Source organism: Microvirga lupini, assembly GCF_014191055.1.
GTDB lineage: Bacteria > Pseudomonadota > Alphaproteobacteria > Rhizobiales > Beijerinckiaceae > Microvirga > Microvirga lupini_A.
Window position 1 is genome coordinate 135,678 of record NZ_JACHWB010000004.1, and the last position, 19,452, is coordinate 155,129.

Below are 19,452 nucleotides of genomic sequence, written 5' to 3' on the forward strand. Positions count from 1 at the left end.
CGGCGAAAGCCGTGGCGGCACTTTTCCTTGCGTGAAATCCCTAAGCCGCCTTCAATCGCGCGAGGTCGAGGTCGAGCTCGCGCAGGGCCTGCATCACCACGCCTTCCGTCAGCAGATCCATGGAGGATTCCACCACGTGGATGGTGGCAAGTGCGCGCAGTTCCGGAATGGTCTGGGATTCGAGCGCGGCCTCGAAGGAGGGGCGCAGCAGGTCCATGGCCCGGGTGCCCGGGCCGCAGAGCACGATGTGGTCGGGCTCCAGCGTCTGGATCAGGATGCCGACCGCATCGCCCAAAACCTCGCCGGCCGCGTGGAACAGGTTGAGCAGGGCGGGGTTGCCCGCTCTCGCCTGATCCACGATGGCTCCCATGGCTTCCTCGCCCGGCAGCAGCAGGGTCGGAGCGGGGCGGTGATCGATGAGCTGCGCGTCCCGGTGCAGGGCGTAATCGGCGAGATAGGCCTCGATGCAGCCGCGCCCGCCGCAGCGGCATTGCGGCCCGCTGCGGCGCAGGCGAACATGGCCGAACTCGGAGCCGCCGAAACGCGCCCCGCGGTACAGTTCGCCCTGGATGAGAAAGCCGAGGCCCACGCCATCGCCCACCATCAGGCAGGCGGTGCGGCCCGAGCGCAGATCGGCGTTGCGCTGCGCGATGGCGAAGGCCATGGCGCTGGCGTCGTTCTCCATGAGCACGGGTTTGCCGAGGCGCTGGCCGAGGCCCGAGGCCAGCGGCAGGTCGCGGGTGCCGAGCACCGGGCTCCAGGCCACGATGCCGTCGCGGGTGTCCACATAGCCCTGGCAGGCAAGACCCACCGCCTTCACGTCCCGTGCGCCGCTCTCCTCGGCGAAGGTCGCGACGGTCCGGGCCAGCACGTCCATCAGCTCCTCGGCCCCGAGATTGCGCAGGGGCCGCTCCACATGGCGGCTCGCCCGGGTGCGTCCGGCGCTGTCCACGAGCCGCAGTTCGATGCGGTTGAAGCCGGTCCAGACGCCGACGACGGAACCCAGGGTGTCGGCGAAATAGAGGCGGGTCTTGGGCCGGCCCCGGAGGAGGCCTGGGCTCTGGTCCGGGCTTTCTTCCGCCACCAGGACACCCTCGTCGAGCAGGCCTGCGGCAAGTTCGGAGACGCTGGCCGGGCTCATGCCGAGATGCTGGCCGATCTCCACCCTGGCCATGGGGCCTTCGCGGCGCAGAGCATCGAGCAGACGCCGACGGGCAGTTTCACGAGGAGAAAGGGGCAGCGGGGTCATGGCGCACTTTATTCACAGTTTGAATAAATCAAAACTGTGAGCTGCGGGTATCAGACAAAAATATTAGTGGGAAGGCGCTTGAAGGCAGCGAAGCCTCGTATAATTATTTCCGCGCTCGAACAATAACGCATGGCAGGTTGAGCCACGTCCGTCGGTCCCGTGGGGCCGACAGCTGCCATGAGCGCGGCGGTTTCCAGAGAAGCGCCGCCCAGGAGGAACACCGATGCTTTCGAAGAAACACGCTTTCATTTCGCTTGCCGCTCTGGCCCTGTCCGCTGGCGCCGCCTTCGCTCAGGGCAAGGGCCCGGTGGTCGGCGTCAGCTGGTCGAACTTCCAGGAAGAGCGCTGGAAGACCGATGAGGCCGCCATCAAGGCCGCGGTCGAGAAGGCTGGCGGCACCTATGTGTCGGCCGATGCCCAGTCGTCGCCCGCCAAGCAGCTCACCGACATCGAGAGCCTCATTTCCCGCGGGGCCAAGGCACTGATCGTGCTGGCGCAGGATGCGGACGCTGTCCGCCCCGCCGTCGAGAAGGCCGTGGCCGAAGGCATCGCGGTCGTGGGCTATGACCGTCTCATCGAGATCCCGCAGGCCTTCTATCTCACCTTCGACAACGTCGAGGTCGGCCGTCTGCAGGCCCGCGAGGTGCTGAAGGTGAAGCCCGAGGGCAACTACGCCTTCATCAAGGGCTCGGGCTCGGATCCGAACGCCAACTTCCTGTTCCAGGGCTCGATGGAAGTGCTGAAGGCCGGGATCGATTCCGGCAAGATCAAGAACGTGGGCGAGGCCTACACGGATGGCTGGCTCCCGGCCAATGCGCAGCGGAACATGGAGCAGTTTCTCACCAAGAACAACAACAAGATCGACGCCGTGATCGCCGCCAATGACGGCACCGCCGGCGGCGCCATCGCGGCCCTCGCTGCGCAAGGCTTGGCCGGCTCCGTGCCAGTCTCGGGGCAGGACGCCGACAAGGCGGCGCTCAACCGCGTGGCGCTCGGTACCCAGACCGTGACGGTGTTCAAGGATGCCCGTGAACTCGGCCGCAATGCGGCGGAGATCGCCCTGCAGCTCGCCGGCGGCAAGAAGCTCACCGAGATCCAGGGTGCGAAGTCCTGGAACCTCGGCCCGAAGAAGCAGAACATGACGGCCCTCTTCCTCACCCCGGTGGCGATCACGAAGGACAACCTCAACGTTGTCATCGATGCCGGCTGGGCCTCGAAGGACGTGGTCTGCCAGGGCGTGAAGGCCGGCACGGTGAAGGCCTGTAACTAACTCCAGCACTGTCATTCCGGGGCGCGCTACTGGCGCGAGCCCGGAATCCATAAACACGACGATCAAGAGGAGGCACTCAGCGTTGCGCCTCTTTCTGCAACGTCAGAGGCTATGGATTCCGGGCTCCGCTGCGCGGCCCCGGAATGACGCTTTTGCAAAACGAGCTATTCCGATGACCGCACCCGTTGCCAGTACCGCCCCGCCGCCGAGCGCAGCGTCCGGCTCATTCCTGTCGAAACTCGAGATCGATGCCCGCATGCTCGGCATGCTGGCGGCGCTCGCCGTCATCTGGATCGGGTTCGATCTTCTCTCGGGCGGTGTTTTCCTCACCCCGCGCAATCTCTGGAACCTGTCGGTGCAGACCGCCTCCGTGGCGATCATGGCCACCGGCATGGTGCTCGTGATCGTCACACGCAATATAGACCTGTCGGTGGGCGCAATCCTCGGCGTGACCGGCATGATCATCGGCGTCGCCCAGGTGCAGTGGCTGCCGGCCTATCTCGGGCTCGAGCATTGGCTGACGGCGCCGCTCGCGGTGGTGCTGGCCATGGTGATCGGAGGATCCATCGGTCTCTTCCAGGGCTGGCTCATCGCTTACCTGGGCATACCCTCGTTCATCGTCACGCTGGGCGGGCTGCTGGTGTGGCGCGGTGCGGCCTGGTGGGTCACAACCGGCCAGACCGTTGCGCCCATGGACACCCGCTTCAAGGCGTTCGGCGGCGGCGTGGAAGGGGCGCTCGGCGCCACCACCACCTGGGTCATCGCGGCCGTCGCCTGCGGGTTGATCATCATAGCGCTCGGCTTCTCGCGCCGCCGCCGCCTGCGCTTCGGCTTTCCCGTTCGTCCGGGCTGGGCCGACGCGGTGATCGCGGCGTTGGCCTGCGGCATCGTGCTTGCGGCGGCTACCATCGCCAATGCCTATCCGCTGCCCGCCGGCACCGCGCGCCGCTGGGCGGAGGCCAACGGACTCACTTGGCCCGAAGGCGGGTTGTTCATCCCGCATGGCGTCGCGCTGCCGGTGCTGATCGCCATCCTGGTCGGGTTGGTGATGACCTTCATCGCCACGCGCCGGCGCTTCGGCCGTTACGTCTTCGCCATCGGCGGCAATCCGGAGGCGGCGGAACTGTCGGGCATCAACACCCGCTGGACGCTCATGAAGGTGTTCGGCCTGATGGGCCTGCTCTGCGGCATCTCCGCCTGCATCTCGACCGCGCGTCTCAACGCCGCGACAAATGCGGCCGGCACCCTCGACGAGCTCTACGTCATCGCCTCGGCGGTCATCGGCGGCACGTCGCTGGCCGGTGGTGTCGGCACCATCGCGGGTGCGATGCTCGGCGCCCTTGTCATGCAGTCGCTGCAATCGGGCATGGTGCTGCTCGGCGTCGACACGCCGCTGCAGAATATCGTCGTCGGCGCGGTGCTCGTGCTGGCGGTGTGGGTCGACAGCCTCTATCGCCGCCGCATCAAGTAAGGAGAGGCAACATGCCAACGAACGGAACGACGCCTCTCGTCGAAATGCGCAACATCTCCATCGCCTTCGGCGGCATCAAGGCCGTGGACGGCGTATCGGTCGATCTCCGCCCCGGCGAGGTGGTGGGCCTGCTCGGCCATAACGGCGCCGGCAAGTCGACGCTGATCAAGATCCTGTCCGGCGCCTACAAGCCGGATGCGGGCGAGATCTACGTGAATGGCGAACACGCCGACATTGCAACGCCGCGCGATGCCAAGCGCTATGGCATCGAGACGATCTATCAGACGCTCGCGCTCGCCGACAACATCGATGCCGCCGGCAACATCTTCCTCGGCCGCGAGGTTCTCACCCCCTACGGCACCCTCGACGATGCGACCATGGAGGCCGAGACCCGCAAGGTCATGGCGCGGCTCAACCCTCATTTCCGCCGCTTCAAGGAGCCCGTGAAGGCGCTCTCCGGCGGTCAGCGGCAATCGGTGGCGATCGCGCGCGCCATCTACTTCAACGCCCGCGTGCTCATCATGGACGAGCCCACCGCAGCGCTTGGCCCCGCCGAGACGCAGCAGGTAGCCGATCTCGTGCTCCAGCTGAAGAAGGAGGGCATCGGCATCTTCCTCATCAGTCACGACATCCACGACGTGTTCGGCCTCGCCGACCGGGTGAGCGTGATGAAGAACGGCAAGCTTGTCGGATCGGCCAACGTGCAGGACGTGACGCAGGATGAAGTGCTCGGCATGATCATCTTGGGAAAATGCCCACCCGGAGCAATACCGGGGCCGGGCGCCAGCTAAAAGTGGTGTCATCCCGGGGCCGCGAAGCAGAACCCGGGATCGCATGACGAGTATGGCGCCTCATTCTGCTCGCGATCCCGGATCGTCGCTCCGCTCCGGCCGGGATGACGAATTTTTCTTTTGAAGCATGTGAGACAATTCATGACCCAGACGATTTACGGTTCCCTGAAAGGCAAGGCTGTTCTCATCACAGGCGGCGCGAGCGGCATCGGCGAGAGCATCGCGCGGTCCTTCCATGCTCAAGGGAGCAAGGTCGCCATCCTCGACTACAATGCCGAGGCGGGGCAGGCTCTGGCAAAGGAACTCGGTGATCGCGTGCATTTCGAGCACAGCGACGTGCGTGACATTCCAGCCTTCCAGGCGGCTATCCGGCGCGCGAGCGATGCCATCGGGCCGATCACGATCCTCGTCAATAACGCGGCCCGCGACGACCGCCACACCATCGATCAGGTGACGCCGGAATACTGGCGTGAGCGCTTCGCCACCAATCTCGACCACCAGTTCTTCGCGGCGCAGGCCGTGCTGCCGGACATGGAGAAGGCAGGCGGCGGCTCGATCATCAACATGGGCTCGACGAGCTACATGGTGAGTGACGACTCGTTTGCGGCCTACAAGACCGCAAAATCAGCAGCTGTCGGTTTGACCCGTGCACTGGCGCGGGAGCTTGGGCCGAAGAACATCCGCGTCAACTGCCTGGTCCCCGGCTGGATCATGACCCAGCGCCAGATCGATCTCTGGCTCACGCCTGAAGGCGAGCAGGAACTGCTCAAGCGCCAATGCGTGAAGCGCAAGCTCGTCCCCCAGGACATTGCCAACTTCACGCTGTTCCTCGGCTCCGACGATTCCAGTGCCATGTCGGCGCAGACCTATCTGGTGGACGGCGGCTGGGTTTAATCTCAGACCCATAATGCGTCATCCCGGACTGCGTAAGCCGATCTGGGGTCGCGATCAGATTAAGGCGCTAATCTTGTCAAATGATCCCGGGTTCTGCTGCGCAGCCCCGGGATGACTGCTTGACCTTATGCTCTTGAGCCAGCTCCAACGGCAGGCGCCACCTCCTCGATCACCTCGTCCTTCTCGGACACCGTCTTCATGGTATCCCGCCGCACCACGAAGCACAGGATCACCAAAGGAATTCCGATGCTGGCAGTGGCAGTGAAGAGGAGCGGATAGCCATAGGCATCCACCACCGCGCCGGACGCGCCGCCGATGAGTTTGCCGGGCAGAGCGTAGAGCGAACTCAACAGCGCGTATTGGGTGGCGGCAAAGCCCGGCGATGTCAGGCCTGACATGTAGGCGATGAGCGCTGAGCCCGCGAAACCTGCGGCGAAGTTGTCGAAGCTGATGGTCAGGGTCAGGTTGAACACCGTGGCGTTCCCTGACGCCAGCCAGGCGAACATCAGGTTGGAGCCGGCGGCGATGACGGCGCCGATCAGCAGCGTCCACCACAGGCCGAGGCGCGTGAGCGCCAATCCGCCGGCGAAGGCGCCGATGATGCCGACCCACACCCCATAGAGCTTCGACACGTTGGCGATGTCGGTCTTGGAGAAACCGAGATCGATATAGAGCGGGTTCGCCATGACGCCGGCGACGAAATCCGGCAGGCGGAAGCAGGCGATGAGTGCGAGAATCGGGATGAGGATCAGACCCTTGCGCCGGAAGAGATCGGCCAGCGGCTCGATGATCGCAGCTGTGAAGGGAAGGCGCTCACGCACGGCGCTCTCGTTGCCACGCGGGGCCAGGAGCGTGCCGACGAGACCGACGCCCATGAGAACGGCCATGGCGAGGTAAGCACTGCGCCAGTTCACGAACTCCGCGATGTAGAGCGCACCCGCGCCCGCGCAGATGAGCGCCAGCCGGTAGCCGAGCTGGTACGAGGCCGCCATCATGCCCTGCCGTTCGGTGGAGGCCACGTCGATGCGCCAGCCATCGACCACCACATCCTGCGTGGCGGAGGCGAAGGCGACGAGAAGCGCCGACGCGATGGTGAGGGGGAGGCTCGTCTGTGGATCGCTGGCGGCGATGCCGACGAGGCCAAGAGCCGTGATGATCTGGGCCAATGCCATCCAGCCGCGCCGCCGCCCGAGAAGGCTTGCAAGACCCGGCACATCGTAGCGGTCAACAATGGGCGCCCAGAGGAACTTAAAGGAATAGGCCAGAGCCACCCAACTCAGCATGCCGATCTCGGTGCGTGAGATCCCCGCTTCCCGCAGCCACGCCGACAACGTGCTGAAGACCAGCAGGAAAGGCAGGCCCGAGGAAAACCCCAAGGGCAGCATGAGCGCGATGCGCCCATCGGTCAGGATGTCGCGGAGCGAAAGACGGCGTTTGGTTTCGGCAGCCATGAAATCACTTTGTCACTCTGGAAAGGCCAGCACATTGGCACATGGCCGTGGCGGTGCCAATCAGACCCCCGTCTCGTCCTGCTCCACGGCCTTGCTGAGCTTGGCGAGAAATTTCTCAAGCGCCTTTTCCGGCGGGCAGTCCTTCTCCATCAGCACCTGAAGGCCCCATTGCTCCAGAACGGCCTGCTCGACCGGGTTGGCGCGCAGCATGAACACATAGGATTGCGGCCGGTCGCGCTCGTAGCCCGACCCGGCCCAGGTCTTCCAGAGCCGGTGCATCAGGAAGCGGATGTTGAGATCCGTCATGCTGTAGCCGATGAACAGGATGGTCTTGCCCAGCGCATCCGAGCGGAACTTGATGTCGAGGGGCGACTCGAAGGACAGCCGCTCCAGATAGTCGGTCTCTGCGATGACGATAGAGCCGTCATCGTCAAAATCGCCATGGTATTTCACGATCTGCGGCACGCCCTCGCGGACCCGGGCGATATCCTTGGCATTGACGATCTTCACGTAATCCTTTCCGTGAAGGTCATAGGAGGTTTCCAGGTTCCGGTCGAAATTCGTGGTGTAGAGAATGGGAAAGTCGAGCTTGCAGATCAGTTCGTGAACCCGGGACTTTTTCAGGGTATCCTCGGGAATGGTCCAGTTTCGATCCATCCAGCTGCGCAGGGGACCGATGCTGCCCTGCTTGAGCCGGTAATATTCCGCCAGCGTCAGGTGGTTGAGGTCCGTGCCCTTGAAGTCGGAGAGGTCGATCTTGAGCTCGTCCGCGATGTGCTCGATCAGGGTGCTCCAGGAGGGCAGGCCCACGGTCATGGAAACGCCGGCGCCAGCGAACAGGATCGCCTGCTTTGTCCTGATGGCGGAAACCAGATCCTCAAGCACCCCACTCTCCCTAGGTGTGTCCTGCCTTAACGCACGAAGCTGCTCTTAAGCTTCATCAGGAGATAAGGGACAACTTGAGCGTTTCGTGTGTTGTCATAGGTTGATTGGCATCGAGCACGAAAGAGCAGGACGTGGCAGGCTATAAGATCAAGCAGGTCGAAACTCTCTATGAGGGCTGGCGCAAGCTTCTCAAGCTGACGGTCGAGATGCCGGACGGCCGCACCATGGCACGGGAGATCCTGAACAGCGCCGATGCGGCGGCCGTGCTGCCCTATGATCCGGAGGCGCGAAACGTCATCCTGATCCGCCAGTTCCGCGCGCCTGTCATGCATGTGGAGGGGCATCACGATCTCCTGGAGACCGTGGCCGGGCTCCTCGATGAGGACGAGCCGGAGGCTTGCGCCAAGCGCGAGGCCATGGAGGAGGCAGGCCTTCGTCTCCGTGATCTGGAACGGGTCGTCACCGCATGGTCGACCCCCGGCATCACCACGGAACGCCTGCACCTGTTCCTAGCCCCCTACACGAGCGCTGACCGGGTGGGTGAGGGCGGCGGGCTTGCGGACGAGCACGAGGAGATCGAGGTGCTGGAGATCGGGATCGGCGAACTGATGGGTATGATCGAGCAGGGTGCCATCGCCGACATGAAAACCCTGGTCCTGATCCAAGCCCTCCAGCTCCGGCATCCGGAGCTGTTTGGGAAGACCTGAGAGCTCTACACACCGAGGCGCTGCGCGTGCCAGCGCAGATGGTCCTCGATAAAGGACGCGATGAAGAAATAGGAATGATCGTAGCTGTCCTGCATCCGCAGGGTCAGGGGCTGGCCAGCCTTGGCGCAGGCCTCCTCCAGCAGTTGCGGCTTGAGCTGGTGTTCGAGAAAGCTGTCGGCGGTGCCCTGGTCGACCAGGATGTCGGGCAGGCGGGCGCCGCTCTCGATCAGAGCGCAGGCATCGTAGTTGCGCCAGGCCGAGCGGTCGGGACCGATGTAATTCGACAGGGCCTTCTCGCCCCAGGGGCAGTTCATCGGCGACGCAATGGGTGCGAAGGCCGAGACCGCCTTGAAGCGCTCGGGGTTGCGCAACGCGATGGTCAGCGCCCCGTGTCCGCCCATGGAATGGCCGGTGATGCCCTGCCGGCTCATGTCGGCCGGCAGGTTCTCGCCGACGAGATCCGGCAGCTCCTTCTCGATGTAGGAGCGCATGCGGTAGTTTCGCGTCCAGGGCTCCTGCATGGCATCCACGTAGAACCCCGCGCCGAGGCCGAAATCGTAAGCGCCCTCTGGGTCGTCCGGCACAGCCTCGCCGCGCGGGCTGGTATCGGGCGCGATCAGCATCAGGCCGAGCTCCGAGGCGACCCGCTGCGCGCCCGCCTTCACGGTGAAGTTCTCCTCCGTGCAGGTGAGGCCGGAGAGGAACCACACAACCGGCACCTTCGCGTCCTTCGCCTGCGGCGGCACGAACACCGCCAGCCGCATGGGCGTGCCGGTTTCCCGCGAAGCATGGCGGTAGACGAATTGCGTGCCGCCAAAGCAGCGCGATTGCGAGACGGTCTCGAAGCTCAACATCCCTCTCCCGATCAGTACACGATCACCGAGCGGATCGACTTGCCCTCGTGCATGAGGTCGAAGGCGGTGTTGATCTCGTCCAACGGCATTTTGTGGGTGATCAGGTCGTCGATGTTGATCTTGCCCTCCATGTACCAGTCCACGATCTTGGGCACGTCCGTGCGCCCGCGCGCTCCGCCGAAGGCCGTGCCCTTCCAGACGCGCCCGGTGACGAGCTGGAATGGACGAGTGGCGATTTCTCGGCCGGCCTCCGCAACGCCGATGATGATGCTCTCGCCCCAGCCGCGGTGACAGCATTCGAGCGCCTGGCGCATTACATCCGTGTTGCCGGTGGCGTCGAACGAGAAGTCCGCGCCGCCGCCCGTGAGGTCGACGATGGCCTGCACCACCTTGTCGTTGCCGATCTCCTTCGGGTTGATGAAGTCGGTCATGCCGAACTTCTTCGCCATCTCGACTTTGGCCGGATTGATGTCGACGCCGATGATCTTGTCGGCGCCCACCATCCGCGCGCCCTGAATCACGTTGAGCCCGATGCCGCCGAGGCCGAACACCACCACGTTGGCGCCGGGCCACACCTTCGCCGTGTAGATTACCGCACCGATGCCCGTGGTGACGCCGCAGCCGATGTAGCAGATCTTGTCGAAAGGCGCGTCCTCGCGCACCTTGGCGAGCGCGATCTCCGGCAGCACGGTGAAGTTCGCAAATGTCGAGCAACCCATGTAGTGGAACACCGTCTCGCCGTCGCAGCGGAAGCGCGAGGTGCCGTCCGGCATCAGCCCTTGGCCTTGGGTCGAGCGGATCGCCGTGCAGAGATTGGTGCGGCGCGACAGGCAGGATTTGCAGTTGCGGCATTCCGGCGTGTAGAGCGGGATTACGTGATCGCCGGGCTTCAAGGTCGTGACGCCGGGGCCGACCTCGCGCACGATGCCTGCACCCTCGTGTCCCAGGATTGCCGGGAACTTGCCCTCGGAATCGAGGCCGGACAGCGTATAGGCATCCGTGTGGCACACGCCGGTGGCCATCACCTCCACGAGCACCTCGCCGGCCTTGGGCCCCTCGATGCGGATGGTCTCGATGGTGAGCGGCTTGCCAGCCTCCCACGCCACGGCGGCCCTGGTTTCCATGCTCGTGTCCTCGCTTGTGATTCGATGAGGGGACTATGTGAACCGTGGCAGCACAACGTCAAGCGAAGCGGCTTGGATGTCCGAGGCTTTCCAGATGCGCCAGCTGGTCATATGTGTCTCTTCGACAAATAAAGGATTAGCCCGTGCCAGACGTTCGCGCCGCCATTATCCCCGTGACGCCATTCCAGCAGAACTGCACGCTTTTGTGGTGCGAGAAGACCAAGAAGGCGGCCGTTGTCGATCCCGGCGGCGATCTCGACCGCATCCGCGAGGCAATCAGGCAAAGCGGCGTCACCGTCGAGAAGATCATCCTCACCCATGGCCATATCGATCACGCCGGTGGCGCCGCTGAGTTGCGGGAGGAGCTTGGCATTCCGGTGGAGGGGCCGCACGAGGCGGATCGTTTTCTGCTCGACAGGCTCGCGGAGCAGGGGCGGAACTATGGCTTTGAAGCTCGCCCCGTCACGCCGGACCGCTGGTTGAACGAGGGCGACACGGTCACGGTCGGGGATCTGACGCTAGACGTGCTCCATTGCCCTGGCCACTCGCCGGGCAGCGTCGTGCTCGTGTCGAAGGATCAGCGCTTTGCTCTTGTCGGTGACGTGCTGTTCCAGGGCTCCGTGGGCCGCGTCGACCTTCCCGGCGGTGACGGCAAGGCGCTGATCCGCTCGATCAAGGACAAGCTCCTCCCGCTCGGCGACGATATCGCCTTCATCTGCGGCCACGGTCCCATGAGCACCATCGGCCAGGAGCGGCAGAGCAATCCGTTCCTGCAGGGCGAGGGGTTGCTTTAACTTATAACACCCTCTGTCCTCATCCTGAGGAGCAGACGTAGTCTGCGTCTCGAAGGAGGATCCAGAGAGCACTGGAGACGCCTCGTCCTTCGAGACGCTACGCTCCTCAGGATGAGGCTGTGTTTTGTGCCTCTAAAGTGAAAAACGGCCCGGGATCGCTCCCGGGCCGCTCTCTTTTGCCCCTACGGCTTCTTGCTTATTCCGCAGCCTGGATCATCACGGCGCCCTTGAGGCCCATGCGGTCCGCCACGCCGAGGCCGTAGGCCTTGTCGGCGAGATAGAAGTGCACGATCTGGCGCTTCACGATCTCCTGCGGCACGCCCTGCATGGCTTCCGCGATGTTGTCCATGAGCCGGCTCTGCTCGTCCGGCGTCATGAGGCGGAACAGGTCGCCCGGCTGCTTGTAGTCGTCATTGCCGGCGCGGTGGTCGTAGCGGTCGGCGTCGCCCGAGATTTTAAGTGGCGGCTCGGCGGCGCGCTGCGTCTGAACCGGACCGTTGAAGGAGTTCGGCTCGTAATAGGCGGCGCCACGGTTGGGGATGTCGAACAGCATGCCGCCATCCGCATGGTAGTGATGGACCGGGCAGCGCGGACGGTTGACGGGCAGCGCCTCGTAATGGGTGCCGACGCGATAGCGGTGCGCATCCGCATAGGCGAAGATGCGGCCCTGCAGCATCTTGTCCGGCGAGAAGCCGATGCCGGGCACGATGTTGGAAGGCGAGAACGAGGACTGCTCCACTTCCGCGAAGTAGTGCTGCGCATTGCGGTTGAGCTCGAGGATGCCGACCTCGATCAGCGGGTATTCCGCATGCGGCCATACCTTGGTGACGTCGAACGGATTGTAGGAGGTTTTCTCCGCATCCGTCTCCGGCATGATCTGGACGCAGAACTTCCAGCGCGGGAACTCGCCGCCTTCGATGGCCTCGTAGAGGTCGCGCTGGGCGCTCTCGCGGTCCTTGGCCACCACGGCCTCGGCCTCGCGGTTCGTCCAGGTCTTGATGCCCTGCATGGACTTGAAGTGGAACTTCACCCAGAAGCGCTCACCCGCCTCGTTGATGAACGAGTAGGTGTGCGAGCCGAAGCCGTGCATGAAGCGATAGCCTTGCGGCAGGCCGCGATCCGAGAACAGGATCGTCACCTGGTGCAGGGTCTCGGGGCTCAGCGACCAGAAATCCCACATGGCGGTGGTGGAACGCAGGTTCGTGGCCGGATGGCGCTTCTGCGTGCGGATGAAGTCGGGGAATTTGACCGGGTCGCGGACGAAGAACACCGGCGTGTTGTTGCCGACGATGTCCCAGTTGCCTTCTTCCGTGTAGACCTTCAGGGCGAAACCGCGCACGTCGCGCTCGGCATCGGCCGCGCCCCGCTCGCCGGCGACGGTGGAGAAGCGCAAAAAGACTTCCGTCTGCTTGCCGATCTCAGAAAAGACTTTCGCCTTGGAATAGTGCGTAATGTCGTTGGTGATGGTCAGTGTGCCGTAGGCCGCCGAACCCTTGGCGTGCACCACGCGCTCCGGAATGCGCTCCCGGTTCTGGTGCGCGAGCTTCTCAATGAGCTGATAATCCTGCAGCAGCAGCGGGCCGCGCGAACCGGCCGACATGCTGTTCTGGTTGTCGGCAATCGGCGCCCCGGCCGTGGTGGTCATTGTGGTTGTTTTCGTCATGGTCGTCCCTTTAAGCGGCGCGACCATGCCGCGTTGGGGTGATCAGGTCCAATTGTATTGATTACAAAGGGCGATCAGATATTCTTATCACATGGTCACTCTCCGACAGCTCCGTTACTTTGAAACATTGGCTCGGACGAAGCATTTCGGCATGGCGGCCGATCAATGCGCCGTCACCCAGCCGGCCTTGTCCATGCAGATCAAGGAGCTGGAGCGGGAACTTGGCGTCGAGCTTGTCGAGCGCCGGGGCAATGCCATCGCGGTGACCCCGGCCGGGCAGGAGATCGCGGCGCGGGCCAAAGCCATTCTCAGCCAAGTGCGCGAGTTGTCCGATTATGCGCGCCAGCACCATGGGGTTCTCACCGGGTCCCTTCGTCTCGGGATCATTCCCTCGATTGCGCCTTACCTGCTGCCGGACATCCTGACCGCGGTCACACAGCATTATCCGCATCTCGACCTCCAGATCCGCGAGACGCAGACGAACGCCCTGGTGGAGGAGCTGATCCGAGGGGAGCTGGATGCCGTGATGGTCGCGCTGCCGGTGCAGCAGCCGCAGCTCGAAACCATGCCGCTCTTCGAAGACCGGTTCCTGATCGCCGTGCAGAGCCAAGCGGCTGCGGACTGGGTAGCGGGCGATCTGCGCACCCGCATCGGGCAGGAGCGGCTCCTGCTGCTGGAGGAGGGGCATTGCCTGCGCGATCAGGCGCTTCAGTTCTGCCAGATCGCCAACATGCAGGCCCGCCGGGCGCTCGGTGCCGCCTCGCTCACGACGATCATGCAGATGGTGGCGGCCGGCCACGGCATCACCTTGCTGCCCGAGCTCTGCGCCGAGACGGAAGTCGACCGCAAGCGGGTGGCGCTCATCGCGTTTCCCGAAGAGCCTCCCATGCGCATCGTCGGATTGGCCTGGCGCCGCAGCTCCTCGCGAAAGGGCGACTTCATGGCGCTTGGCGAACTGATCAAGTCTCTCAAGTATGATGAGGCAGACACGGCAAAACCTGCGAAATTCTGATGCGTTATCACGCAAGCTGATAACCGGTTAGGTCCAGGAAGGGAGCATGCCGATGCAAAATGACAATCCTGTCCGGATCCTGGTCTGGAGCGATTACGTCTGCCCCTTCTGTTATCTCGAACGGCCGGTTCTGGAGAGGATCAAGGCCGATCTCGGCGAGACGATCGAGATCGACTGGCGTTCCTTCGAGCTGCGCCCCGAGCCGGAGCCGACCCTCGATCCGAATGCGGAATATCTGCATCGGGTCTGGAAACAGTCGGTCTATCCGATGGCCGAGGAGCGCGGTCTCGACCTGATGAAGCTGCCGCCGGTTCAGCCCCGCAGTCGCAAGGCCCACGAGGCCGCCGAATACGCTCGCGAGGTGGGTTTGCTCGATGCGATGAACCATAGCCTGTTCAAGGCCTTCTTCGAGGAAGGACGCGACCTTGCCGATGTGGAGGTTCTGATCGATATCGGGCGCTCCGTCGGTCTCGACGAGGATGGATTACGCCAAGCCCTGGACAGCGGGCGTTATGCGGAGCGGGTGCTGGAGGATGAACAGCTGGCGCGGCAGGTCGGCATTTCCGGCGTTCCCGCCCTGATCGTCACTGCGGGTGCGCAGGCTTATCTCGTCTCTGGGGCTCAGCCTTATGAGACGGTGATGAGCGTCATCGCGCAAGCCAGAGGCGCGGCGGACGCTGCGAGCTGAAACCTGTCCGAAAACGAAGAGGCCTCCCAGGATGGACCGGAAGACCTCTTTCAATGCTGGTGAGTCGTTCAGCAGCCGGTGAGCTTCACGCGCTCCACCTCAAGGCCGAAGAGCGGACGTACGCGGGTGCCGAGGACATTTCCGGCGAAGGCCGCCACAAGCCAGACCCAGCCGTGCAGACTGCCGGAGGCGATGCCGGAGAAATAGGCCCCGATGTTGCAGCCATAGGCAAGGCGTGCGCCGTAGCCGAGGAGCAGGCCGCCAGCCACGGCCGCCACGGCCGAGCGCAGGGGAACCTTCCAGGCCGGTGCGAAGCGTCCGGCAAGCGATGCGGCCAGCAGGGCACCAAGGATGATGCCGAAATCCATCACTGTCGTGATGTCGTTGAAGATGCTGCCGGTGAGCTCTGCCTGACGGGCCGGCGACGACCAGTAGGGCCAGCTCGCCACATCGAAGCCGATGGCGGCGGCAATCTTCGAGCCCCACAGGGCGAAGGCCGATGTCACGCCCCAGGGACGGCCGGCGAGATAGAGCGTCACGAAATTCAGGAGAGCGAGCGCCACCGCGCCCGCCACGATGGGCCAGGGACCGCGCAGGAAGCGGGCGAGGCCCTGACGCGGCGATGGGTCGGCGGTGATGAGACGGCCGTGGCGGCGCTTCTCGAACACCACCGTGACGGCCGCGATGAGCGCGAAGACGGCGAGCTGGAAGGCAAGCGCCGTCCAGGGACCCCAGGTCTTGACGAGCGAGATGGCGGGCAGGCTCGGCAGCGCGACCCACCAGTGCAGGTGCGCGGCGCCGATGGCGGAACCCGCGATGAAGGCCGCAAGCGTGATCAGCATGCGGGTGGAGCCGCCGCCCACCGTATAGAGCGTGCCGGAGGCGCAGCCGCCGCCGAGCTGCATGCCGATGCCGAAGATGAAGGCGCCGAAGACCACGCCGATGCCGGCCGGCGACACGTTGCCGGCGACCGGCTGACCGAACAGGGTGCCCGCCGCGAGAGCGGGAAAGAACAGCACGGACGCGATGGCCAGCATCACCATCTGGGCGCGCAGGCCTTCGCCACGCCGGTCCGCGATGAAGACGCGCCAGGCCGAGGTGAAGCCGAAAGCGGCATGATAAAGCACGAGGCCGAGCGCCGCGCCGAGCACATAAAGCGCCGCCTGTCGGGGATTGATCACGGCGCCGAGCAGGGCTGCGCCGCCGATGATTCCGGCTGCAGCCGCAAAGGTCGCCGGAGCGTTGATGGTCAGGCTCGCGCGGTTTCCTGCGGAAAGAGGCGATGCCACTGCAGAGCTGGACATGATGGTTCCTAAAGCTGCGTGGGGTGGGGGTGCAGGTGCCTCATGCGCCTTGCGCAATCAACATGGCGTTCGGTATAAAGAACGTCAAGAGGTGTAATTTGATCAGTAATCACATAATTAAGTTGTCATTATAGGGCTGGGCTTTTATCGCGCAGTCTTTCACGAAGGGCTAAGAGCCTTCCTGTCCTGTTACGAGGTATGACCTGATGACGATCCAGCCCGACGTTCCCGCCGCCATCGGCAACACGCCTCTCATCAAGCTCCGTCGCGCTTCGGAACTCACCGGCTGCACGATCCTCGGCAAGGCCGAGTTCATGAACCCCGGTCAGTCGGTGAAGGACCGGGCGGCCCTCTTCATCATCCAGGATGCGGTCCGGCGCGGCGCGCTCCGCCCCGGTGGAGTCATTGTCGAGGGCACTGCGGGCAATACCGGCATCGGCCTGGCCCTCGTCGCCAATGCGATGGGCTTCAGGACCGTGATCGTGATTCCGGAAACCCAGAGCCAGGAGAAGAAGGACATGCTGCGGCTTGCCGGCGCCGAGCTGATCGAGGTGCCGGCGGTGCCGTACGCCAATCCCAACAACTACGTGAAGGTTTCAGGACGCCTGGCGGAGCGCCTAGCGAAAGAAGAGCCTAACGGCGCGATCTGGGCCAATCAGTTCGACAACGTGGCGAACCGGCAGGCGCATATCGAAACGACAGGACCGGAGATCTGGGCGCAGACCGACGGCAGAGTCGATGGCTTCGTCAGCGCGGTCGGCACCGGCGGTACGCTCGCCGGCGTCGGCATGGCGCTGAAGGAGCGCAACTCGAAGATCACGATTGCGCTCGCGGACCCCATGGGTTCCGCTATCGCCAGCTTGGTTCAGACGGGCGAACTCAAGGCGACCGGCACGTCGATTACGGAAGGGATTGGCCAGGGCCGCATCACCGCCAATCTCGAAGGCGCCCCCATCGATGTCGCGTTCCAGATCCCAGACGAGGAGGCGCTGCCGATCATCTTCGATCTCTTGGAGCACGAGGGGCTCTGCCTCGGCGGATCGTCAGGCATCAATGTTGCGGGTGCGATCCGACTCGCGAAGCAGCTTGGACCCGGGCATACCATCGTCACCGTGCTCTGCGACTATGGCACGCGCTACCAATCGAAGCTCTTCAATCCGGAATTTCTGCGCGCGAAAAATCTGCCCGTTCCCGCATGGCTCGAGACGAAGAGCACGATCGATCCTGGGCTGGTGTAGCGCAGCAACGTTGCGTGCCCGAATTCATGCGCCGCGCCTGAGGGTCAGGCGCGGCGTGTCTTCATCAGGCTGCGGACGACGTCGCCGTCTCAGGAGTCGAAGATACGTTGGCCGTCTCGTCGGAGCGCTGCTGCTGAGGGCGGCTCAGATTGGCGGGGGAGCGGCTCGTCGAAGGGGTTGCCGCTGTTGGCGCCTTGGCATGAAGCGAATGCAGATCGGCCTGGATGCTGTCGATCAGATCGACCAGCCAGGTTTCTCCATTCTGGATGCGCTCGCGCAGAGCCGACTTCGCGATATCGAGCTTCGCCGAGACCTCCATCGTGTTGCGCGACGGCAGATCGCTGAAATCCTGCTCGATGGTGGACAATTCGCGCAGCAGCTCATCCCGCAACGGCCGCTGTTCCTCGACCATGATCAGCGGCGAGTTCAGCATGCCGCGCAAGGCAGCCCACCGCAGGCCGAGGGCGCTCACCGATTGCGTTCCGTCGAGTCCTGACATGTTTGGGGATTCGGCCACGGTCATTTCCTTTTTGCGACAACTCAGAATCGAGACGTGCAGGAAGGAGCATGGTTGTGGCGTGAATCGGGCAGCAGCCGGCAAAAAGCCGCTTGAGATCGCACTCTTTCGAATATGGTTATCGAATTCAGCGGATAAAGAAATACAGTGTCAGTGCGGCACCGACCGCAATCACGAGCCAGCGGATGATGCTCGCCGGCAGACGGCGGCCGAAGACCACGCCGAGATAGCCGCCGATCACGGAGGCTGCGCCCACGATGATCGTCTCCGGCCAGCTCACGAGACCCGCAACGACGAACAGCACGACGGCGACGAGCTGGATCAGCGTGGAACAGAGATGCTTGGCCGAATTGATCAGATGGAAGTCGTCGCCCTCGGTGATGGCGAGCGCGGCCAGCATGACGATGCCCATGCCTGCGCCGAAGAAGCCGCCATAAATGGCGACGCCCGTCTGGAACGCGAGACCGGCAGCCCAGGCCCTGGTGGAGGGATGATGGCCTTCATGCTTGCCGATGGCACGCGCCAACGCGACGATCTTCGGGCTCGCGGCAAAGAGCAGGGTCGCGAACAGCAGCAGCCACGGCACGAGCTGCCGGAAGGCATCGTTGTTGGTGACGGTGAGGATATAGGCGCCGCCCAGGCCGCCGATGAGGCTGACGATCCCGAGCGCCGCGAAGCGCCGGGCATTGGCCGCGAGTTCCCGGCGGTAGGCCCATGCGCTCGCCAGGTTCGCCGGCGTGACGGCCACGGCGCTGGTGGCATTGGCCACGACCGGCGGAAGACCGGCGGCAACGAGGGCCGAGAAGGTGAAGAAGGTGCCGCCGCCCGCAATGGCGTTGACGAGGCCGGCCGCAAGGCCCGAGGCGGCCAAGAGCGCCGCAGTGGACAATTCCATGATGATCAGTCTGGTGGTGAATTCGGCAGGGTAGGATGGTTCGAGATGTCAGCCATAGGCCGGACGCCCGGCGAGCGCAATCATGGCCGTCGCCGAACCTTGGTCAGACGGCCGAAATCTGCTTGTAGAACACGGTCGTGTCGCAGAACCCGCCCTTGGGCCAGAGGGCATAGTTCGGGATGATTCCCGACTTCACCCAGCCGACCCGCTCATACAGGCGCTCCGCATCCCCACCGGTCACCGTGTCGAGCACGAGCACGGTCTTGCCCGCCTTCGCGGCTGCCTCTTCGGCCGCCCGCATAAGCGCCGCGCCGACACCCTGCCGCCGGGCCCGGCTGTGAACGAGCATCTTGGCGATGTCGGCCCGGTGAGGCTGGTTCTCAGGCTGCTTGAGGATCACCTGAACAGTGCCGACGATCATGCCGCTGGACGGATCCTGGGCGACGAGCAGGATCCGCTCCCCGGCCGCGACAGCCTCAGCCACACCCTGCCAGAAGGCATCGGCTCTCTCCTGCGTCAGAGGTGACATGAAGCTGACGGAGGCGCCGCCTTCGACGCAGTCGATCAGCACGGCCGACAGGGCGCCGATCTGCTCGCGGGCTTCCTGCGGGCTGAGTGGGCGGGTGGTAACGGATTCTATCATTG

At 64.2% G+C, this 19,452-nt stretch carries 19 protein-coding genes; 9 read left to right on the forward strand and 10 right to left on the reverse strand.

What is annotated here, in order from left to right; translation table 11 throughout:
* Window positions 1-40: 40 nt before the first annotated feature.
* Window positions 41-1,249, reverse strand: coding sequence for an ROK family protein (locus FHR70_RS15995; protein WP_183451935.1), 1,209 nt, complete (start codon window positions 1,247-1,249; stop codon window positions 41-43).
* Window positions 1,250-1,472: 223 nt separating this feature from the next.
* Here FHR70_RS15995 and xylF point away from each other — a divergent pair, with 223 nt between their 5' ends.
* The 4 genes from xylF (at window position 1,473) to FHR70_RS16015 (ending at window position 5,675) form a co-directional block, all read left to right on the forward strand.
* The gene (gene xylF / locus FHR70_RS16000) at window positions 1,473-2,519 is read left to right on the forward strand and encodes a D-xylose ABC transporter substrate-binding protein (protein WP_183451937.1); all 1,047 of its coding nucleotides are present in this window, start codon (window positions 1,473-1,475) and stop codon (window positions 2,517-2,519) included.
* A 172-nt stretch (window positions 2,520-2,691) separates the two neighbouring features.
* Window positions 2,692-3,990, forward strand: coding sequence for a sugar ABC transporter permease (locus tag FHR70_RS16005; protein ID WP_183451939.1), 1,299 nt, complete (start codon window positions 2,692-2,694; stop codon window positions 3,988-3,990).
* An 11-nt stretch (window positions 3,991-4,001) separates the two neighbouring features.
* A complete protein-coding gene (locus FHR70_RS16010) occupies window positions 4,002-4,781 on the forward strand; it encodes an ATP-binding cassette domain-containing protein (RefSeq protein ID WP_183451941.1) in 780 nt (259 codons plus the stop codon).
* Between the two features lie 141 nt (window positions 4,782-4,922).
* Complete coding sequence (locus FHR70_RS16015) at window positions 4,923-5,675, forward strand: SDR family NAD(P)-dependent oxidoreductase (RefSeq protein WP_183451943.1); 753 nt, start codon at window positions 4,923-4,925, stop codon at window positions 5,673-5,675.
* A gap of 125 nt (window positions 5,676-5,800) precedes the next feature.
* On the opposite strand, the gene FHR70_RS16020 is transcribed toward FHR70_RS16015, so the two are convergent.
* Window positions 5,801-7,126: an AmpG family muropeptide MFS transporter gene (locus tag FHR70_RS16020; protein ID WP_246408224.1), complete on the reverse strand. Its 1,326-nt coding sequence runs from the start codon at window positions 7,124-7,126 to the stop codon at window positions 5,801-5,803.
* A gap of 60 nt (window positions 7,127-7,186) precedes the next feature.
* Window positions 7,187-8,011, reverse strand: a complete 825-nt coding sequence (locus tag FHR70_RS16025) for an SIR2 family protein (RefSeq protein ID WP_183451945.1) — start codon at window positions 8,009-8,011, stop codon at window positions 7,187-7,189.
* 131 nt (window positions 8,012-8,142) lie between these two features.
* Here FHR70_RS16025 and FHR70_RS16030 point away from each other — a divergent pair, with 131 nt between their 5' ends.
* On the forward strand, window positions 8,143-8,718 hold the full coding sequence (locus FHR70_RS16030) for an NUDIX domain-containing protein (RefSeq protein WP_183451947.1): 576 nt from the start codon (window positions 8,143-8,145) through the stop codon (window positions 8,716-8,718).
* 5 nt (window positions 8,719-8,723) lie between these two features.
* Here the strand turns inward: FHR70_RS16030 and fghA are convergent, their stop codons facing one another.
* Together fghA and FHR70_RS16040 are read right to left on the reverse strand one after the other, a co-directional pair.
* Window positions 8,724-9,569 carry an S-formylglutathione hydrolase gene (fghA, locus tag FHR70_RS16035; protein ID WP_246408226.1) on the reverse strand — a complete coding sequence of 282 codons (846 nt, stop codon included), beginning with the start codon at window positions 9,567-9,569 and terminating at the stop codon, window positions 8,724-8,726.
* Between the two features lie 14 nt (window positions 9,570-9,583).
* Window positions 9,584-10,696 (reverse strand): S-(hydroxymethyl)glutathione dehydrogenase/class III alcohol dehydrogenase, encoded by a 1,113-nt coding sequence (locus FHR70_RS16040; protein WP_183451951.1) that lies wholly within the window; start codon window positions 10,694-10,696, stop codon window positions 9,584-9,586.
* 143 nt (window positions 10,697-10,839) lie between these two features.
* Between FHR70_RS16040 and FHR70_RS16045 the strand changes: the two genes are divergently transcribed.
* Window positions 10,840-11,490, forward strand: a complete 651-nt coding sequence (locus FHR70_RS16045) for an MBL fold metallo-hydrolase (protein WP_183451953.1) — start codon at window positions 10,840-10,842, stop codon at window positions 11,488-11,490.
* 196 nt (window positions 11,491-11,686) lie between these two features.
* Here the strand turns inward: FHR70_RS16045 and FHR70_RS16050 are convergent, their stop codons facing one another.
* Window positions 11,687-13,153: a catalase gene (locus tag FHR70_RS16050; protein ID WP_183451955.1), complete on the reverse strand. Its 1,467-nt coding sequence runs from the start codon at window positions 13,151-13,153 to the stop codon at window positions 11,687-11,689.
* A gap of 91 nt (window positions 13,154-13,244) precedes the next feature.
* Here FHR70_RS16050 and FHR70_RS16055 point away from each other — a divergent pair, with 91 nt between their 5' ends.
* On the forward strand, window positions 13,245-14,165 hold the full coding sequence (locus FHR70_RS16055; RefSeq protein ID WP_183451958.1) for a hydrogen peroxide-inducible genes activator: 921 nt from the start codon (window positions 13,245-13,247) through the stop codon (window positions 14,163-14,165).
* Window positions 14,166-14,211: 46 nt separating this feature from the next.
* Complete coding sequence (locus FHR70_RS16060) at window positions 14,212-14,853, forward strand: DsbA family oxidoreductase (protein WP_210277661.1); 642 nt, start codon at window positions 14,212-14,214, stop codon at window positions 14,851-14,853.
* A gap of 68 nt (window positions 14,854-14,921) precedes the next feature.
* Here the strand turns inward: FHR70_RS16060 and FHR70_RS16065 are convergent, their stop codons facing one another.
* Window positions 14,922-16,157 (reverse strand): YeeE/YedE family protein, encoded by a 1,236-nt coding sequence (locus FHR70_RS16065; protein WP_183451960.1) that lies wholly within the window; start codon window positions 16,155-16,157, stop codon window positions 14,922-14,924.
* 206 nt (window positions 16,158-16,363) lie between these two features.
* On the opposite strand from FHR70_RS16065, the gene FHR70_RS16070 reads away from it, so the two are divergent.
* On the forward strand, window positions 16,364-17,395 hold the full coding sequence (locus FHR70_RS16070; protein ID WP_183451962.1) for a cysteine synthase A: 1,032 nt from the start codon (window positions 16,364-16,366) through the stop codon (window positions 17,393-17,395).
* A 64-nt stretch (window positions 17,396-17,459) separates the two neighbouring features.
* On the opposite strand, the gene FHR70_RS16075 is transcribed toward FHR70_RS16070, so the two are convergent.
* From FHR70_RS16075 to FHR70_RS16085, 3 genes are all read right to left on the reverse strand, one after another.
* Window positions 17,460-17,912: a hypothetical protein gene (locus FHR70_RS16075; RefSeq protein ID WP_183451964.1), complete on the reverse strand. Its 453-nt coding sequence runs from the start codon at window positions 17,910-17,912 to the stop codon at window positions 17,460-17,462.
* Between the two features lie 127 nt (window positions 17,913-18,039).
* A complete protein-coding gene (locus FHR70_RS16080) occupies window positions 18,040-18,807 on the reverse strand; it encodes a sulfite exporter TauE/SafE family protein (RefSeq protein ID WP_183451966.1) in 768 nt (255 codons plus the stop codon).
* A 103-nt stretch (window positions 18,808-18,910) separates the two neighbouring features.
* The gene (locus FHR70_RS16085) at window positions 18,911-19,450 is read right to left on the reverse strand and encodes a GNAT family N-acetyltransferase (RefSeq protein WP_183451968.1); all 540 of its coding nucleotides are present in this window, start codon (window positions 19,448-19,450) and stop codon (window positions 18,911-18,913) included.
* Between the last annotated feature and the right edge of the window lie 2 nt (window positions 19,451-19,452).

What these genes read in the sequence shown, in the direction of transcription:
- FHR70_RS15995 (WP_183451935.1), bottom strand. Translation starts at nt 1,249, where the DNA reads ATGACCCCGCTGCCCCTTTCTCCTCGTGAAACTGCCCGTCGGCGTCTG.
- xylF (WP_183451937.1), top strand. Translation starts at nt 1,473, where the DNA reads ATGCTTTCGAAGAAACACGCTTTCATTTCGCTTGCCGCTCTGGCCCTG.
- FHR70_RS16005 (WP_183451939.1), top strand. Translation starts at nt 2,692, where the DNA reads ATGACCGCACCCGTTGCCAGTACCGCCCCGCCGCCGAGCGCAGCGTCC.
- FHR70_RS16010 (WP_183451941.1), top strand. Translation starts at nt 4,002, where the DNA reads ATGCCAACGAACGGAACGACGCCTCTCGTCGAAATGCGCAACATCTCC.
- FHR70_RS16015 (WP_183451943.1), top strand. Translation starts at nt 4,923, where the DNA reads ATGACCCAGACGATTTACGGTTCCCTGAAAGGCAAGGCTGTTCTCATC.
- FHR70_RS16020 (WP_246408224.1), bottom strand. Translation starts at nt 7,126, where the DNA reads ATGGCTGCCGAAACCAAACGCCGTCTTTCGCTCCGCGACATCCTGACC.
- FHR70_RS16040 (WP_183451951.1), bottom strand. Translation starts at nt 10,696, where the DNA reads ATGGAAACCAGGGCCGCCGTGGCGTGGGAGGCTGGCAAGCCGCTCACC.
- FHR70_RS16050 (WP_183451955.1), bottom strand. Translation starts at nt 13,153, where the DNA reads ATGACGAAAACAACCACAATGACCACCACGGCCGGGGCGCCGATTGCC.
- FHR70_RS16055 (WP_183451958.1), top strand. Translation starts at nt 13,245, where the DNA reads ATGGTCACTCTCCGACAGCTCCGTTACTTTGAAACATTGGCTCGGACG.
- FHR70_RS16060 (WP_210277661.1), top strand. Translation starts at nt 14,212, where the DNA reads ATGCCGATGCAAAATGACAATCCTGTCCGGATCCTGGTCTGGAGCGAT.
- FHR70_RS16065 (WP_183451960.1), bottom strand. Translation starts at nt 16,157, where the DNA reads ATGTCCAGCTCTGCAGTGGCATCGCCTCTTTCCGCAGGAAACCGCGCG.
- FHR70_RS16070 (WP_183451962.1), top strand. Translation starts at nt 16,364, where the DNA reads ATGACGATCCAGCCCGACGTTCCCGCCGCCATCGGCAACACGCCTCTC.
- FHR70_RS16080 (WP_183451966.1), bottom strand. Translation starts at nt 18,807, where the DNA reads ATGGAATTGTCCACTGCGGCGCTCTTGGCCGCCTCGGGCCTTGCGGCC.
- FHR70_RS16085 (WP_183451968.1), bottom strand. Translation starts at nt 19,450, where the DNA reads ATGATAGAATCCGTTACCACCCGCCCACTCAGCCCGCAGGAAGCCCGC.